This is a genomic window from Psychrobacter sp. CoH-33_TS_01 (genome assembly GCF_058189395.1).
Genome location: NZ_JBVGQI010000008.1, coordinates 47814 through 66516, shown reverse-complemented (window position 1 = coordinate 66516; position 18703 = coordinate 47814). Strand labels below are relative to the sequence as shown.

12 protein-coding genes are annotated in these 18703 nt (G+C 46.1%); 9 read left to right on the top strand and 3 right to left on the bottom strand.

Annotation, left to right across the window (positions count from 1 at the left end):
- Positions 1-71: 71 nt before the first annotated feature.
- On the bottom strand, positions 72-1877 hold the full coding sequence (locus tag ACZ2XM_RS12160) for an AAA family ATPase (protein WP_490589035.1): 1806 nt from the start codon (positions 1875-1877) through the stop codon (positions 72-74).
- A gap of 726 nt (positions 1878-2603) precedes the next feature.
- Here ACZ2XM_RS12160 and exaC point away from each other — a divergent pair.
- From exaC to ACZ2XM_RS12115, 9 genes are all read left to right on the top strand, one after another.
- Positions 2604-4130 (top strand): acetaldehyde dehydrogenase ExaC, encoded by a 1527-nt coding sequence (gene exaC, locus ACZ2XM_RS12155; RefSeq protein WP_490589036.1) that lies wholly within the window; start codon positions 2604-2606, stop codon positions 4128-4130.
- A gap of 343 nt (positions 4131-4473) precedes the next feature.
- A complete protein-coding gene (locus tag ACZ2XM_RS12150) occupies positions 4474-4800 on the top strand; it encodes a DUF779 domain-containing protein (RefSeq protein ID WP_490589037.1) in 327 nt (108 codons plus the stop codon).
- Between the two features lie 490 nt (positions 4801-5290).
- Positions 5291-6949: an ABC transporter substrate-binding protein gene (locus ACZ2XM_RS12145; protein WP_490589038.1), complete on the top strand. Its 1659-nt coding sequence runs from the start codon at positions 5291-5293 to the stop codon at positions 6947-6949.
- Between the two features lie 236 nt (positions 6950-7185).
- Complete coding sequence (locus ACZ2XM_RS12140; RefSeq protein ID WP_201499134.1) at positions 7186-8202, top strand: ABC transporter permease; 1017 nt, start codon at positions 7186-7188, stop codon at positions 8200-8202.
- Between the two features lie 156 nt (positions 8203-8358).
- Positions 8359-9273: an ABC transporter permease gene (locus tag ACZ2XM_RS12135; RefSeq protein WP_490589039.1), complete on the top strand. Its 915-nt coding sequence runs from the start codon at positions 8359-8361 to the stop codon at positions 9271-9273.
- A complete protein-coding gene (locus ACZ2XM_RS12130) occupies positions 9273-10343 on the top strand; it encodes an ABC transporter ATP-binding protein (RefSeq protein WP_490589040.1) in 1071 nt (356 codons plus the stop codon). Before ACZ2XM_RS12135 ends, ACZ2XM_RS12130 begins: the two co-directional genes overlap by 1 nt.
- Positions 10340-11326, top strand: a complete 987-nt coding sequence (locus ACZ2XM_RS12125; protein ID WP_490589041.1) for a peptide ABC transporter ATP-binding protein — start codon at positions 10340-10342, stop codon at positions 11324-11326. Before ACZ2XM_RS12130 ends, ACZ2XM_RS12125 begins: the two co-directional genes overlap by 4 nt.
- Before the next feature lie 337 nt (positions 11327-11663).
- Positions 11664-13352 (top strand): GMC family oxidoreductase, encoded by a 1689-nt coding sequence (locus ACZ2XM_RS12120; protein WP_490589042.1) that lies wholly within the window; start codon positions 11664-11666, stop codon positions 13350-13352.
- Positions 13353-13631: 279 nt separating this feature from the next.
- Positions 13632-14564, top strand: coding sequence for a DUF4424 family protein (locus ACZ2XM_RS12115; protein WP_490589085.1), 933 nt, complete (start codon positions 13632-13634; stop codon positions 14562-14564).
- Positions 14565-14713: 149 nt separating this feature from the next.
- Here ACZ2XM_RS12115 and tkt read toward each other — a convergent pair whose 3' ends face one another.
- Both tkt and serS read right to left on the bottom strand, forming a co-directional pair.
- A complete protein-coding gene (gene tkt, locus ACZ2XM_RS12110) occupies positions 14714-16714 on the bottom strand; it encodes a transketolase (protein WP_490589043.1) in 2001 nt (666 codons plus the stop codon).
- Positions 16715-17174: 460 nt separating this feature from the next.
- A complete protein-coding gene (gene serS, locus ACZ2XM_RS12105; RefSeq protein ID WP_490589044.1) occupies positions 17175-18461 on the bottom strand; it encodes a serine--tRNA ligase in 1287 nt (428 codons plus the stop codon).
- Positions 18462-18703: the final 242 nt, after the last annotated feature.

Here is an 18703-nt window from a genome sequence, read left to right as displayed (position 1 = left end):
CACTATATATAGGCACGTTTAAATAAATTCGCATAATCCTAGCTCCTGCAAATGCGATAAGACCCAAGGAGTTAAGGATTAATGAAAATTAGCGCTAGGCGAATAGTATTGTATTCGACCTTCTCTTTGAGATAATCGTAGATAGGCTTGAGCTTCATTTGCCCATCATCATTAAAGTCGTTAGGGTCATTGGCCACCTTAATCGCTATATAAGCATTGCCTACGGCTAACATAGTCTCATCGTCAGGGCGTAGATGATCGCATTTTAAAGTGGGGTCTTGCGCTTTTAATTCGCTAATATGGCGCATAATCGTAGACTGGGCCAGACCACGCTCTTGTGAGATTTCAGCGATACTAAGACTCTCCTCTAGCAACACTTTGGTCGCCATCAGAGTGCTGTCCGACTCATCCGTGACTTGGTTGCCTAATTTAGCTCGAGTCTCTTGCTTAGTCTTATTCTTCTCCGCCCGTCTCTGCCGCATGGCCTCATAGGCCTCGATTATAGCCTTATTCGTGGTCCCACCTGATTTCAAGACAAATTCATCATGGGTCTTAGTCAGACTGGCCTCATCAAGCATGGAGTAAGCATCGGCGACTTCTTCAGACAGCGCTTGAAAGCGTCTATCTGCACCACGTGCCAGCGGATCAAGTTGCAGGCTCATTTCGTTCATACCGAGCAATTGCAAGCCCTCTAATGACTTTAAGCGCGATAAGGCCACGTAGCCTTGACCGAGCTCAAAAGTCTTTGATAGATCAATCTCAGCAGCATCTAGGGTCATCCCTTGCGATTTATGAATGGTAATCGCCCAGGCCAGACATAAAGGCACTTGGTTATAACTGGCTAAAATTTCGCCATTCTCATCTTCGATAACCCACTCTTCGATTTCTGCTTTGACCCGGCGACCATCGTTCAGCTTAACGACCGGTAGCTTATCGCCGTCTTTATCTTCAGCTTTAATAGGCTCAAAAGCGACGATTTCGCCCATGGTGCCATTAGAGACGGCTAGTTCATTATTATTCTTAATAAACATGACCTTAGCGCCGACTTTGAGAATCAGCTCATCGCTAGTACGCACGTTTTTCTTCAGGGTCTCGACCAGTTTGCTATCCCCAGTATCGCTGGCGTTAAAAACAATAGGTTTGCCCGCCAGCTCATTGAGCTCTTTTTCATTGATTTTATTGACGTTGAGATTGTGCGTATATAACCGCGTGCGACTGACATCGACCGCTTGATCATAGGTCGCTTGCAAGGCATCGATGGCCTCAAAGGTGACTTCCTGCTTACGGATTTGGTTCAGGATAGTATCGAGGCTAATCTGCTCGTTTTCCTGCTGTTCAACTTGGCGATGCTGCTCGGTCAGATAGCAAATATGAAAGTTGGCCTCCAGCCAAGCGGCTGACATAAAGGCAAACTTCTCGCGATTGGTCTCGCCACGCGACCCTATAGGCGGTAACTGAAAGAAATCACCGGCGACGACGACTTGCACGCCCCCAAATGCCGCTTCACTTTTACGCGCATGTTTGAGCACTTGGTTGACCAGATCGAGCTGTTTGGCATGCAGCATCGAGACTTCGTCAATGATAAGCACGGCGGTCTCTTTTAGTCGCTCTAGCAAGTAGCGTTTGCCGCTAATATTTTTGAGATCGCGCTCGGTCAACTCATCCTTAATACCAATACCCGACCAGCTGTGAATCGTCGTGCCATTCATATGAGTCGCGGCAATCCCGGTACTCGCGGTCACAGCCACTGCAATCCGGCGCGCACGCAGATAGTGAATATATTGATTCAGCGTATAGGTCTTACCCGACCCGGCAGAGCCCGTCAAAAAGACATTTTGACCTGTCTTTAGAATATCAAGGGCAGTAGATTGGCGCATAGGTTTAGACCGACAATAAAAAAAGAAAAGGAAGCGAGATAGCAATTGATGAATATGCGGCTATTTATAGAACAGCCTATAAAGCAGCTGTGTTAAAAAGTAACAGAATTATAGAAAACGCCAAAGGTATGAATAAATACCATAAAGGACAGCCCGTTACCGCTAACAAAGTATAAAAAACCAAGCACATTATACAGGGGAAAGCCGCAAAATTACGACCCGAAAACGGGCCTTTAGTGTGAGTGAGAGTAGCATAAGCCTAGGTTGACCCACAAACCCGTCGTTAAAGTTTTAATTTAAGTCATATTACTAAGGGCTTAACTGGTATTTTCCACCTTGAAATACGGCGTGGCGCTATTGCTAGCAAGGACTAGAAACTAACGTAAATTATAGGTTATACTTTCCATAACTTTGATTTATGAAATGCCTTTAATTCATGCTAAAATGGAACTATTAGTCTCATTATAAAAGCAGTAGGATAAGGCTTCAACAACTGGATTGTTGGCTAAAATTTGTTTAGCTAATAGCTGCAGTTATGCAAAGTTATTACTGTAAAACGGTCAAGATTAAGGATGTCTGACTTAGGTTCTGATTATAACAATGTCATTGAAAGCATTGGTTAATCTGTCATCCTGTTAATCATGGCGGCTTTTATAAAAATACTAATATAAAAGCAATGATTAGTCCCTGTAAAATATCAAATCCGCATACAACAAGGAGCGTTACATGCAATACGATTATCCTAATACAGAAAATAGTCCTGTCAAATTCCGCGAAAAATACGATAACTTCATTGGTGGCGAATGGGTAGCTCCTGCCGATGGTGAGTACTTCGAAAATACTAGCCCTATCAATGGTAAAGTGATTTGCCAAGTGGCGCGCTCAAAAGAAGCCGATATCGAAATGGCGCTAGACGCGGCTCATGCTGCCAAAGACGCTTGGGGCAAAACTAGCGTTGCCGAACGTGCGGGCTACTTGCTCAAAATAGCAGACGCTATGGAAGCAAATCTAGAAAACATCGCTATCGCTGAGACTTATGAAAACGGTAAGCCAGTACGTGAATGTCTCATGGCCGATATCCCCCTTGCTATCGATCAAATGCGCTATTTCGCTGGCGCCATTCGTGCCCAAGAAGGCGGCATCAGCCAAATCGACGAAGACACCGTGGCCTATCATTTCCATGAGCCTCTAGGTGTCGTCGGTCAGATCATTCCGTGGAACTTCCCTATCCTAATGGCGATTTGGAAAATTGCTCCTGCGCTAGCGGCCGGTAACTGTATCGTCCTAAAGCCTGCTGAGCAAACCCCTGCCTCTATCCTATATATGCTAGACACCATCGGTATCGCTGACCTATTGCCAAAAGGCGTGCTCAACGTCGTCAACGGTTTTGGTGTGGAAGCTGGCAAACCATTGGCTTCAAACCCACGTATCAATAAAGTGGCCTTTACAGGTGAAACCACTACTGGCCGTCTCATCATGCAGTACGCTAGCGAAAACATCATTCCGGTTACGCTAGAGCTGGGTGGCAAGAGCCCGAACATCTTCTTTGCCGATGTCATGGACGAAGACGATGATTTCCTAGACAAAGCCATCGAAGGCTTGGTCATGTTTGCACTAAACCAAGGCGAAGTCTGTACCTGTCCATCGCGTGCGCTAGTGCATGAAAGCATCTATGACGAATTCATCAAGCGTTGTGTCGAGCGTGTCAATGCTATCAAACTTGGCAACCCACTAGATACCGATACTATGGTTGGTGCCCAAGCTAGCTCAGATCAGCTAGAGAAAATCCTATCTTACTTAGATATCGGTAAAAAAGAAGGCGCGAAAGTCCTCGTCGGCGGTGAGCAGATGCAGCACGAAGGCGAATTGGCAGGCGGTTACTATGTTAAGCCTACGATTTTTGAAGGCACCAACGACATGCGCGTGTTCCAAGAGGAAATCTTTGGCCCCGTATTATCAGTCACTACTTTCAAAGACGACGACGAAGCTATGCGCATCGCCAACGACACCCTATATGGCCTAGGTGCTGGGGTATGGACTCGTAGCGTCCATAAAGCTTATCGCTTTGGCCGTGGTATCCAAGCGGGTCGCGTTTGGACCAACTGTTATCACCTCTACCCTGCCCACGCTGCCTTTGGTGGTTACAAGCAATCGGGTATTGGCCGCGAAAACCATCTCATGATGCTAGACCATTATCAGCAGACCAAAAACATGCTGGTATCGTATAGCCCTAAAGCGATGGGCTTCTTCTAAATTAACCCAGTCATCACTGACCCGCGTTAATCAGTCGTTAAAAATGCAATCTATCGCTAGGTAGGTTGCATTTTTTATTTGATGGCTGTTAACCATTATTATATATAGTATTATTTTTTAATAATCACTCTAATATTGTTGTGAGTTAGCGCTTATTATGCAGGCTATGTTGCTATAGCTAATGGTTTTAACTTACAAGTGTCTTGCACAATAGAAAATTTAATATTTCAATGATTATTTATATTCTCTTAGTTTAATAAAATTATTGACTTTATATAATTGCGAGCCGTTTTTTTGTATAAAAAATTCATATCGCAACTTAAATAGTAACCAGGAGTATCTTATGAAAGTCTCCCCTACCCAAGCTTGTATCGAGCTTATTGAATTATTAAAATCCAAGCATGGCGAGTTAATGTTTCATCAATCTGGCGGCTGCTGTGATGGCAGCTCCCCTATGTGCTATCCCTTAGGTGAGTTTAAGGTGGGCGGCCAAGACGTGTTGGTTGGCGAGCTGGTAGGCTGTCCTTTTTATATGGGTAAAGCTCAGCATAAGCTGTGGCAGCATACCGACTTAACTATTGATGTAGTCGCAGGTCGCGGCGCCAGCTTTTCTTTAGAAATACCTGAAGGCAAGCGCTTTATCGTGCGCTCCGAGCTCTGTGAAATATAATATAGCCGAAATAAGGCTTAATAAATAAAGTGATATAGGTACTATTCTAGGCTTTTTATAGCCCTAGCTTTACTACTTGCCCGGCAGTAATGTAAATTTTATGCAAATGATTGCATAGAAACCTTGCGTTACATTAACTTTACATAGTATATTTGTCGTTTAACTTTAGTTTTCACCTTAATTTTATACTACGGCTTATTTTTATAAGTCTATTTTTTATAAATTACGGACTCGCTAATATAAGCTATTAGTTAGGCTAGACCGTCATTTTACTATAACTGTTTGGCTATAGATGGCAGTTAGCGTATAAAATGAAAACTGAAGTTAGGCTATAAATTATAGAGTGACCCTACGTTTCTTTATTTACGATCAGCAACTTTAGTATCCCAATAAGATACGGATATCTTTTTAAATAACAACCTACTGATACCCAGCTTAATTTCTGGGTATTTAACCGTTATTTAATTCTTCATAATTACAGGATGTAACCATGCAAAAAGCCACGCTAAAAAGCCCACTGTTCAAACTCACTTTATTAGCCACTATGACTCTAGGCGTAATGGCCTGTAGTGGCGACAATAAAACCGCCGATAAGACCGCGGATGCCGGTAGTGCTGCCAAAGGTGCTAAGACCTTAATTTACTGTTCAGAAGGTAGCCCAGCCGGTTTTGACCCTGCCCAATATACGGCCGGTACTGACTTTGATGCCAGCGCCTATCCTATTTATAACGGTATCGTGCAGTTCAAACGTGGTGAGACTGAGATTGAGCCTGGCCTAGCAGAAAGCTGGGAAATCAGCGAAGACGGCAAGACTTATACCTTGCATCTGCGTAAAGGCGTCAAATTCGGCAAGACAGATTACTTCACCCCAACGCGTGACTTCAATGCTGACGACATTATCTTTACCCTCGACCGTCTAACCGATACCGACTTTGCCTTTAACAAAGACTACCCTGCTGAGTTCCCATACTCAATCGGCATGGGCCTGCCTGACATCATAGCCGACGTTGAAAAAGTCGATGACTATACGGTGAAAATCACCCTAAATGAGACCAACGCGCCATTCTTACAAAACCTAGCTATGCCATTCGCTTATGTGCATTCAGCAGAATATGCTAAGCAGTTACAAGACGCAGGTAAAGCGGCTGACTTGAATACCAAACCTGTTGGTACCGGACCTTTCGTCTTTACTTCGTATCAAAAAGATGCGCAGATTCGCTATACCAAAAACCCAGACTATTGGAATAAAGACGACATCCATATCGACAATCTAGTCTTCGTTATCACTAAAGACTCTGCGGTGCGCGCGCAAAAAGTACAAGCCGGTGAGTGTAATGTCTCTGCTTATGCCAACCCTTCTGAAGTTGAGTCTGCGAAGAAATCAGGCAAAGCTAATGTCTTGGACGATGCTGGCTTTAACGTAGGTTACTTAGGCTATAACACTGAAAAACCAGACCTTAAAGATGTGAAAGTGCGCCGCGCTCTAGATATGGCTATTAATAAAGACGCGCTCATTGATGCCGTTTATCAGGGCTCAGGTATCAAAGCGGTCAACCCAATGCCACCAACCCAGTGGGGCTATAACAAAGACATTAAAGATGCGCCTTACGATATCGAAAAAGCCAAAGCACTATTGGCTGAAGCGGGTGCCAAAGATTTAGAAATCGACCTATGGTATATGCCGGTTCAACGCCCTTATAACCCGAATGCCAAGCTTATGGCTGAGATGATTCAGGCGGATTGGGCGAAAGTGGGCGTGAAAGCCAAGCTGGTCACTTATGAGTGGGGCGAGTATCTAAAACGTGCTGGTAAAGGCGAGCCAGAGGCTATCTTAGCCGGTTGGACTGGTGACAATGGGGACCCTGACAACTGGTTAGGCGCATTGTTATCTTGTGATGCCGTTGGCGGTAATAACTACTCACGCTGGTGTAACCCAGAGTTTGATAAGTTGGTCATGGACGCGCGTGCAAATACCAACCAAGATGAGCGTATTGCTAACTATGAGCAAGCGCAGGTTATCTTTAAAGATCAGCTGCCTTGGACCACAGTGGCCAACTCAGTCGTGACAGTATTGACCACGCCAAATGTTAAAGACTATAAAATTAGCCCACTTGGCTCGATTCGCTTTGATGGTGTTGATATTGAATAAGGCTACTTACTAACCTTAACTAATATCAGTCATGCAATAAATATTGGTATTAGTATCAATACCGGTACTTCAAACCCTAGTGACGAAGTTTAGGCTATAGTCATTACTTTATATACGTTTGCGGCTGGTACAGAGATTCTGTCCCAGCCGTTTTTGTCTGGCTTGTTTGTTCAGCAACAGCAGACAAAACGTCACTATACCCCGTCAAAGCCACTTTTATAAAATCGAGCCGAGCCATGCTACTTTATATTTTACGCCGGATTTTAATCTTAGTTCCCGTCTATATTGGCTTAACCCTATCGACCTTTATCCTCATTCGCTTAGTACCTGGTGATGTGGTGGAGATTATGATGGGTGAGCGTATGGTCGACCCTGAACTGCATGCCCAAGCCCTAGCCCGTCTAGGCTTAGACAAGCCGCTACCTGTGCAATACTGGGATTATCTAACTGGCATACTACAAGGGAATTTTGGTGAGTCTTTCCGCACCCGAACCCCTATTCTACAAGACTTTTTTGCGCATTTTGTGCCGACTTTAGAGTTGGCATTGTGTGCGATTACCATCGCCAGCATCGTTGGCATCAGCCTAGGTATTTTAGCGGCCCTACGCCGCGGGACTTGGCTTGACTATACCCTCATGTCAGGTGCCCTCGCCGGCTACTCAATGCCTATCTATCTGCTAGGCCCTATCCTTACCGGTATCTTTGCCCATTACTTAGGCCTATTGCCGGTCTCTGGCGTCATTTCTGTCGCTCAGTTTCTAGACGTCAAACCCTTATATGGGTCTTGGCTGTTGGGGTCGTTAAGTTCGGGTGAGCCCGGTGCCTTCTGGAACGTCGTGAAGCACTTTATCCTGCCCTCAATAGCCCTCTCCACTATTCCACTAGCTATGATTGCGCGTATGACCCGCTCGGCTATGCTGGAAGTGTTGGATGAGGATTATGTGCGGACGGCAAGAGCTAAAGGTCTATCGCCGAAACGCGTGATTCTCATTCACGTGATGCGCAACGCTTTGATTACTGTCGTGACGGTAGTCGGGCTACAGATGGCTACCTTGCTGGCCGGCGCAATCATTACCGAGACGATCTTTAGTTGGCCTGGTGTTGGCAACTGGCTACTGGACGGCTTCTTTACTCGGGATTACCCCATTGTCCAAAATGGAATTTTATTAGTAGCGACTGCTTTGATTTTAGTCAGCCTAATGATCGACATTTTATATGGGCTTATTAATCCTAGAATTCGTCATTCCGCCTAGCTTAATGTTGGGGCACTGCGCCCCTCGGATACATGATACGTGTATCTGCAATACCTACTTAGCGTTTTTCATAATTAGCCATAGTGCTTGTGATGACCTTGTAGCCCCTCAAACTAGCGGCGTAAAACAAGGTCTAATTCACTACAGGAATATTCCATGAAGCCTTCTGTCCTTCCTACTGATGCCGCGCTGGTAGCCCCCAAGCCACCGTCGTCTTGGCAGCTATTTTTATCCACCTTTTGCCGCAATAAAGGCGCGGTGCTGGGGTTTATCGTTTTACTGTTGATGGTCATCGTGGCCATTCTAGCCCCTACCATTGCTCCTTATGACCCATACGAGCTGTTTACCGGCAAAGAGCAGCTGCCCCCAGCTTTCTTTAGCGGTGGCGATTCTATGTTCTTTTTGGGCACAGATGATGCCGGTCGCGATACGTTATCGCGGGTCATGTACGGCTCTCGCTACTCTTTATTTATTGGTCTCAGTGCCACCTCACTGGCTATGATTACAGGCGTGAGCTTAGGGCTTAGCGCTGCATTTTGGCCGAAAGTTTGGGGCAAAGCCGTGATGCTGGTGAATGACATTTTGATGTCTTATCCTAGCTTGTTGTTAGCTATCATCATCGCCGCTATCTTAGGGCCATCGATGACCAATACCATCATTACCATTGCCCTAGTCTGTACGCCACCGTTTATTCGCTTAACGCGAGCGACCGCTATGGTAGAGCTACAACGAGAATACTTCACCGCTTCCCAAGTTATGGGTGCGGGCGTCTTACGTCTGCTCTTTATCACAGTCTTGCCTAACTGTATGGCGCCGCTTATCGTCCAAGCCACGATGATTTTCTCCTCCGCCATTTTGGAGGCTGGTGCCATTGGTTTCTTAGGCTTTGGTGTGCAGCCACCGGATGCGGAATGGGGTGCCATGCTAGGTACGGCCCGTCAGTACATTCAAAGTAATGTTTGGTTGGCTATTTGGCCGGGTGTCGCAATTTTCTTAGCCGCTTTATCTATTAACTTAACAGGTGATGGTCTGCGTGATGCGCTGGATCCTAAACTCAAGCAGGTGTCGTAATGAACAATTCTCCTATTTTAGACCCTGGTTTAGACACTGGCTTAATGCAAACAACGCCTAATACTTTAGATACTGCGCCTATTCTAGATATCGAGCATTTATCGGTGACCTTTGGTACGGGGCCGCGTGCTTTCCGTGCGGTCGATGATGTGTCGCTACAAGTGCGTCAAGGTGAAGTTATCGCTATCGTTGGTGAGTCCGGCTCTGGTAAGTCGGTCACGATGATGGCGTTGATGGGGCTATTACCACCCTCAGCTACGGTATTGGCGGATCGCTTACACTTTGATGGTCACGACCTAATGACTATGGGTGCTCGCGATAAACGCAAGATTATTGGCAAAGATATCTCGATGATCTTTCAGAATGCCATGTCTTGCTTGAACCCTAGCTTTACCATAGAGATGCAGCTTGGCGAAGTGTTAAAGACCCATTTAGGCATGCGTGGAGCCGCGGTACGTCAACGCATCTTAGAGCTGCTAGAGTTAGTAGAGATGCCCGATGCCGCTAGCCGTATGAAAGTCTATCCGCATCAACTCTCTGGTGGTATGAGCCAACGAGTGATGATCGCTATGGCACTCGCCTGCGAGCCTAAGTTACTGATTGCGGATGAGCCTACTACAGCGCTGGATGTGACCGTCCAAGCGCAGATTATGGATTTGCTTGCCCGCCTGCAACGCGAAAAGCAAATGGCGATGGTACTCATTACTCATGACCTAGGTTTGGTAGCACAGAGTACCCGCGATGTCGCGGTTATGTATGCCGGACAGGTCGTGGAGACCAGTACCGTACCGCACGTCTTTCAACAGCCAGCGCACCCTTATACCGAAGCCTTGCTACAAGCGATCCCAGAATTGGCCATCGGTCAAGAGCGCTTGCACAGCTTGCCCGGTGTCGTGCCTAGCCAATACGATCGCCCTAGTGGCTGCCTGCTGTCACCGCGCTGCCCATACAAAGAGCCTGCGTGTGAGGTACCGCCACCTATCCTTCCCTCCCCTCATGGCAAAGTGCGCTGTATTCATACCGACTTGCCTTCCTCTAACCCAGCAGTCATCTTGGAGACGCCAGTATGAGTAACAAAGTTGTCTTAAAGGCAGATGATCTGCATAAGCATTACCCGGTCTCGAAAGGCTTAGGTAAAGGCAAAGCCTACGTGCGCGCGCTTAATGGCATCTCTTTTGAATTAGAGGCCGGCAAGACTTTAGCGATCGTTGGTGAGTCCGGTTGCGGTAAATCTACACTCGCCCGCCAGCTGACCTTGATTGAATCTCCTACCAGTGGTGAACTGCTAATCAACGATGCCGCCACTACCAACTATAGCCGCCGCGACTTAAAAGAGCTGCGCACCGAGATTCAGATGGTGTTCCAAAATCCGTATGGCAGCCTTAACCCGCGCCATACTATTGGCTATCAGCTGACTGAGCCGCTAGATATTCACACCAAGCTGTCAAAAGAAGAAAAGCGCGATAAAGTCGTAGCGATGATGAAGCATGTCGGCTTACGTCCTGAACACTCAGGGCGCTATCCGCATATGTTCTCCGGTGGTCAACGGCAGCGTATTGCGCTTGCCCGTGCCATGATGCTCAACCCAAAAATCGTGGTCGCTGACGAACCTACCTCTGCGTTAGACGTGTCGATTCAGGCGCAAGTGCTCAATCTTTTTATGGACTTGCAAGACGAATATAATACGGCATATGTGTTTATCTCGCATGATCTGTCGGTAGTTCGCCACGTCGCCGATGATTTGATGGTGATGTATTTAGGTCAGGCAGTAGAGCATGGTCCTAAAGAAGCCATCTATGCAGCGCCGAAGCACCCTTACACCATCGCGCTATTGTCGGCCGCTCCGTCCATCACGGGGCATAAAAAAGAGCTCACGCTACAAGGTGAGTTACCCAGTCCTTTGAACCTGCCGACGGGCTGTGCTCTGCATAAACGCTGTCCTTATGCTACTGCTGAATGTAGCGAAGTCGAGCCGAAATTGCGCGAATGGGAAGGTCGTTTGGTAGCTTGTCTGCGCTTAGAGGAGATTCATGGGCGCTCTGAGATAGCCTAGCTTGCCAAGTTAGCTGGCCTAGTTATTAGCTATTAGTTATCAGTAATTACCGCTGTATTCCCTGTTGGATGCAGCGGTTTTTTATCGCTCAACGTTTATTCGACAAATTATGACGATTTAATAGGGAGAATATAAATCAGGCAACCATAAGAAAAACGGTTCACCCAAATGACCTCACTTATTTATACTGACTTGCGAGCCTACGAAAAAAACTATGTCACCATTTATATCTCGCTATACTCGATATCAATCGATAAAAGTGACTTAATGGCTTAAATAGCTTAGTTATTGAACATCGATACTATTTTAATCGCATGGAAGCAAGAAGGAATCGAAAATGGAATTTGACTATGTCATCGTTGGTGGCGGTTCTGCAGGTTGTGCACTCGCCGGTCGTCTCTCAGAAAATCCTAACGTCAGTGTCTGCCTATTAGAGTACGGTGGTGATGGTAAAGACCTCGCCGTTCGCGTCCCTGCAGGTGTGGTACTCATGGTCCCAGGCAAACCTTTTAAATTAAACAATTGGTGCCTAAGCACTACTCCTCAAGCCCATTTAAACAATCGCAAAGGCTTTCAACCGCGTGGTATGTGTTTAGGCGGTTCTTCTGCTATCAATGCTATGGTCTATACCCGCGGCAACCCGAAAGACTACGACCTTTGGGCAGAGTTGGGCTGTACAGGTTGGAGCTACCAAGACGTCCTTCCTTATTTCAAAAAAGCCGAAAATAACGTCCGCGGTGCCGATGAGTACCATGGCGATAGTGGCCCTTTGCATGTCACTGAACAGCTGAGTCCACGTGGTATCTCTGAAGATTTTGTCGAAGCAGCTGTGGCTAATGGTCTGCCTAAAAATGACGACTTTAATGGGCCTAGCCAAATTGGTGCAGGGCTCTATCAAGTCACCCACTTCCATGGAGAAAAACAAGGCCAACGCTGTTCGTCTGCCGCAGCTTACGTGCATCCCCACGAGGACCGCGCTAACCTTACTATTATTACCAAAGCCCTAGGCTCACGTGTCATTATTGAGAATCAACGCGCTACTGGGGTGGTCTATCGTCAGTATGGCGTTGAGCATAGTGTCACTGCTCGCTCAGAAGTTATCGTTTGTAGTGGCGCATTTGGCTCACCGCAAATACTTATGCTGTCGGGTATCGGGCCTGCTGAGCAGCTTAAAGAACACGGTATCGACGTCGTTTATGACTCTCCGAATGTCGGTGAAAATCTGCAAGATCATTTAGATATTGTCCTTGATTATGAAGTAAACACTAAAGACGTCTTTGGTATTGGCTTTGGTGGTGGTCGTAGATTGCTAAACGCGCTACCTCAATGGAGAAAAGATGGCTCAGGACTGCTCTCCACCAACTTCTCAGAAGCTGGTGCTTTCTTTACGGCTATGGAAGATGGCGACCCAGACTGGCCAGACACGCAGTTGCATTTCATTATCTCGCGCGTCAATGAGCATGGCCGTGACCTTAAATGGGGCTATGGCGTCACAGTCCACAGTTGCTGCCTGCGTCCAGAAGGCCGTGGTACGGTTAAGCTGGCTTCGGCTAATCCGAACGACCGCCCGTTGATTGACCCAAACTTCTTATCGCATCCCAAAGATGTCGAAGTGATGCTGGCGGGAGCAGAACGTACCCGCGAGATTATGAAAGAAGAGCCGATAGCAAAATACATCAAAAAAGATTACGCAGCCGATCATATTGAAAAACATGGCCTACTCGACCTTATCCGTAGTAAATCCGATACGGTTTATCACCCGGTAGGCACTTGCCGCATGGGCTCAGATAGCGAATCCGTGGTTGATTTAGAATGTAAAGTTCGCGGTGTGGAAGGATTGCGCGTGGTCGATGCTTCAATCATGCCGACCTTAATCAGTGCTAATACCAATGCCCCAACGATTATGATTGCTGAAAAAATTGCTGACCTTATCAAAGCGGAACATGGTCATGGTATCGGTAATGGCGGCCAAGCCGTCCCTACTCCGTCGTTAGCAGGCTTGAATGCACAACATCAGTCTGCTTAATCGTCACTGATTATAACGATAGCGTGGTTTAATTTAAGCCATGCTACAGATAATAAAAAAGCACTCGTATTGATTACGGGTGCTTTTTATTACCCCTATATAAACATAAAGTGACCTGAGTTTGAATAAGCTTTCATAGCACGCACTATTAGTCCATAATTTGCTAAATAATCTAAATAAATCATATAACTAAAACCAAGGATGGCCATTGTGGAAAACTATCATAATAAAGTACTTAAACCTCACCTCCTCTTTGGTAGCACATTAGCTTATGCGCTAATGCTAGCCATGACCACAGCCCAAGCCAATGACTCTACTGGGTATGTCGGTACGGGCGGTGTTCAATACCTTAAAAATAACAATATCAGCATGCACAGCGAAGACCTTTATATCTCCAAAGATAAGATTCGCGTCAATTACGAGTTTAAAAACTTAAGCAATAAAGATATTACTGAGACTGTGCTATTCCCCCTGCCACCTGTACCCTCACAGTTAGAGAGTGATTTTGCAGATACTACTGGGTTGGTGGATAACTTTAAGATTTTGAGCAATGGCAAAGCTGTTACTCCGAAAACGCATGTCCGTACCTTTATGTACCCTCTTGTCATGAAAAATGGTGAGAAAACCTACGCTGACAAAGCTGTTGATACCACTGAAATATTCAAAGCCTGTGGCGTTAAAGACAGTGAAATGATGACCCCATGGACGAATCAAGGGGAAACGGATAATGTGGATCAGAAGCTGCAAAACTGTACTGACAAAAGAATAAATCAGTTTATTGATGTTAATGAAGAAGACAGTTACATCTCTTGGGACTCGCAAATTGTTTATAGCTGGCAACAGACTTTTAAAGCCAAAGCCATTACCAAAATCAATCATACTTATCAGCCTTTAGTGGGCGGTTCTGTACATTTAGGTGAGGAGGAATTTGCTACTTTTTGCGTGGACGGGCCTACGGAGCTAGGATTAAATAAGACGGGTGCTCGCCCCTATCATGCCTTAAGTTATATCTTGACGACAGGCGCGAATTGGGCGAAACCCATTGCGAATTTTAAACTTACGGTAGAGCGCGACCCTAATGAGTTGGTCTCTTTTTGTTGGAAAGGTAAGGGTAAAGTTAAGAAGGTAGGACCGACGACGTTTGAGATTAAAGAGACTAATTTTGTACCTAAGCATGATTTTGATGTGGCTTTTATTATGAAGTCCTGGTAACTCTAGAGATAGCGTGGGTGACAACCCACGGAATTCATACTCCCTCCCCATTATCTTAAGACCAAAAAAAAAGAGCCACCAGATTTCTCTAGCAGCTCTTTTTTTTGTATTAAGTCTCATAGCTGGGCTAAAGCCACAGCCTACGACAGTTATTTAACCAAGCTAGTAACAGCCTCAATAACCGCCTCAGTCGTAATCCCAAACTCTTTATACAGTTGCTCGGCAGGAGCTGACTCACCATAAGTGGTCATACCGATGACTTTGCCATCTAGACCAACGAACTTAAACCAATAGTCAACATGGGCCGCTTCAACCGCAACACGAGCACGGACAGCGCTTGGCAATACCGCTTCACGATAGTCCGCATCTTGCTTCATGAACACTTCCGCACATGGCATAGACACCACACGGACACCAACGCCCTGCTCGCTTAATGCCGCATACGCTTCCATCGCTAGGCCCACTTCTGAACCAGTAGCGATGATGATAGCTTGTAGCTCGCCCTTTTCTTTCGCTAACACATAACCACCTTTAGCGATATTAGCCACTTGCTCGCTATCACGCTCTTGATGCGCTAGGTTTTGACGGCTAAAGATTAATGCTGATGGGTTCTCTACCGCTTTCAAAGCTTCTACCCAAGCAGTCGCCGACTCAGTAGTATCACAAGGACGCCACGTGTGTAGGTTTGGCGTGGTACGCAAGCTGGTCAACTGCTCGACAGGCTGATGCGTCGGACCATCTTCACCCAGACCGATAGAGTCATGCGTGTAGACGTGGATGATACGTTGCTTCATCAAAGCGCCCATACGCACCGCATTACGCGCGTATTCCATAAACATCAGGAAGGTCGCTACGTAAGGGATAAAGCCGCCATGGAGAGCGATACCATTGGCGATAGCGGTCATACCAAATTCACGCACACCATAATAGATGTAGTTGCCAGAAGCGTCGTCTTGGATACCTTTGGCGTCTTTAAACAATGTTAGGTTTGAGCCGGCTAGGTCAGCAGAGCCACCAAGCAGTTCTGGTAACATAGGCTGGAATTGGTTGATGGCGTTAAAGCTGGCTTTACGACTCGCCACATCAGCACCTTCAGTCTGACACTGTTGGATATATTCTGCCGCTTGCTGCTCAAAATCAGCTGGCAAATCACCGTTTAGACGACGCAATAACTCTGTCGCCAATTCAGGATAAGCTTTCTTATAAGCTTCAAAGTCCGCTTCCCAATTTTTCTGAACGACATCACCTTTGGCTTTAGCATCCCAAGCTTCATAGATTTCATCGTCTAAATCAAACGGACCATGTTTCCAAGCTAGCGCTTCACGGGTCAAGGTGATTTCGTCGTCCCCTAATGCTGCACCATGGCTAGATGCCGTGCCTTGCTTATTCGGACTACCCGCACCAATGATCGTTTTACAGATGATTAGCGTAGGCTTACTAGTTTCAGCGATAGCCTCTTCAGTGGCCTTGGTAATCGCATCGGTATCATGACCGTCGACCTTAATAACCTGCCAGCCATAGCTTTCAAAGCGGGCTTGCGTATCGTCAGTAAACCAACCTTCAACTTCACCATCGATAGAGATGCCGTTATCATCGTAATAGAAGATTAATTTGCCCAGACCTAATGTACCAGCTAGCGAGCAAACTTCATGGCTGATGCCTTCCATCAAACAACCATCCCCTAAGAAAGCATAGGTGTTGTGGTCAATGATGTTATGGCCATCACGGTTAAATTGGGCAGCTAAAGTCTTTTCTGCAATAGCAAAACCAACGGCGTTAGCGATACCTTGGCCTAGTGGACCCGTAGTGGTTTCTACACCAGCGGTATAGCCATATTCTGGATGACCTGGGGTCTTAGAATGTAGCTGACGGAAGCCTTTTAAATCGTCGACGCTAACGTCATAACCCGTTAAATGTAATAACGAATAAATTAGCATTGAGCCATGGCCGTTTGATAAGACAAAACGGTCGCGGTTGTGCCAGTTTGGATCTGTCGGGTTGTGCTTGAGGAACTTACGCCATAGGACTTCTGCGATATCTGCCATACCCATCGGAGCACCTGGGTGACCAGAGTTGGCTTTTTGCACAGCGTCAAAAGACAAGACGCGGATGGCATTGGCTAGCTTACGTTCATTAATTGGCGTAGACATAAAGTTTCCTAGCAGATTTGATGAGAGTAAAGGTTTTGGTGACGGTAAAAGAGGCCGTGATAATAAAATTTAGCGAGCTTAATGGGTTAAATTTGCGAAGTATTTTACCATGAAGTGACCCCGACTTGCTGACCAGCACGTGTGTTTTTGCTATTTGAGCCGTCTATCTTGTAACTCGTCCTAACCGACTTATTACCACCAACAGCCATAGCCAAACATCTGTCAGCTAAGACAGTGATGTAAGCATAAATCCTTCTTAATTTAAAAGTGTGCTATCAAAGTATTTTTTAGTGACATTTAGTGGTGCGCGGAGCATACCCTACTTGACAGTACTAACAATAATAAGATTTTCACTCTAGCTTAATTAAATAAAGACGTGTTCCTCCCCCTATGTTTAGGGAGAGGTTAAGAGAGGGTTAATCCTTAATGAATAGTAGTTATTAATAATAGCTAACCACCATTAACCAGCAATAGTCTCAGCCCCACCCATATAAGGGCGCAATACTTCTGGAATAGTAATACTACCATCAGCGTTCTGATGATTTTCCATAACCGCTAGCAAGGTACGCCCTACTGCCAGGCCTGAGCCATTTAGCGTGTGCGCCAGCTCCGTCTTTTTACCGTCTTTCACGCGAGTAGCCATTCGGCGAGCTTGGAAATCACCACAGTTTGAGCAGCTAGAGATCTCACGGTAAGTATCTTGGCTTGGCAACCAAACTTCTATGTCATAGGTCTTTTGTGCGGCAAAGCCCATATCACCGGTACATAATTTCACCACACGATATGGTAGGTTCAGCTGCTGCAGGATATATTCAGCTTGACCCGTCATCTGCTCGAGTAGCTCATCAGACTGCTCAGCGGTAGCGATATTGACCATCTCTACTTTTTCAAACTGATGCTGACGAATCAAACCACGAGTATCACGACCATGCGAGCCCGCCTCACTACGGAAGCAAGGGGTATGCGCAGTAAATTTCAATGGTAGCTCGCTAGCTTCCAAACGCTCACCACGGACCAAGTTGGTCATCGGCACTTCAGCGGTCGGGATAAGATAAAAGCCCATTTCGTCATTATTGGTGTGGTTGGTCAGCTTAAACAGGTCTTCTTCAAACTTTGGTAATTGCCCCGTACCTTCCAAGCTATCAGAGTTCACAATATAAGGAACGTAAGTCTCGGTATAGCCATATTTCATCGTATGCGTATTAAGCATAAATTGAATCAAGGCACGATGCAGTTGCGCCAGTTGTCCGGTTAAGACGTTAAAGCGGCTGCCCGTTAGCTTGGCTGCAGCGGCAAAGTCTAACATGCCTAAGTCTTCACCCACGCTAGTATGGTCTTTCACATCAAAATCAAACTCACGCGGTGTGCCCCATTTACGCACTTCCACATTATCGTCTTCTGAAGTCCCCACTGGCACGTCTGCGGCTGGAATATTTGGAATTTGTAGAGCAGCATTATTAATTTTATCTTGCAGAGCCTTTAGCTCTTCTTCGGCCTGCTTAATATCACCACTGATGGTCTGCATCTCTGCCAATAGCTCACTGGCATCTTCGCCATTCTTTTTCAGTGCCCCTACTTGCTTAGCACCGGCATTACGACGTGCCTGTAGGTCTTCAGTCTTGACCTGCAATGACTTACGCTCGGACTCCACTTGCTCCCAAAAGCTCGTATCTAACTCATAGCCACGGGCGGCGAGTTGGTCTTTTAGGGCAGTTAAATCTTGGCGTAGTAATTTGGGGTCTATCATGACAGTACCTTTTAAAAAGAGCTGGTTAACGGAGCTAGTTATAGGAATGGGTTAATACAGTGGTATGAACGGCTAATTGAGTCGCTAGATACGAGGCTATAAATACCAACCTACCCAGCAAAAAACAGGAATGAAAATACAGTAAAATAATGGCTGCTATGATAGCAAGAATGACCAATTTTGACTATGGGCAAGCCGCTAGTTTCTCTCTAGCAGTTTCATTTAAAGCGTGATTTCGGTAA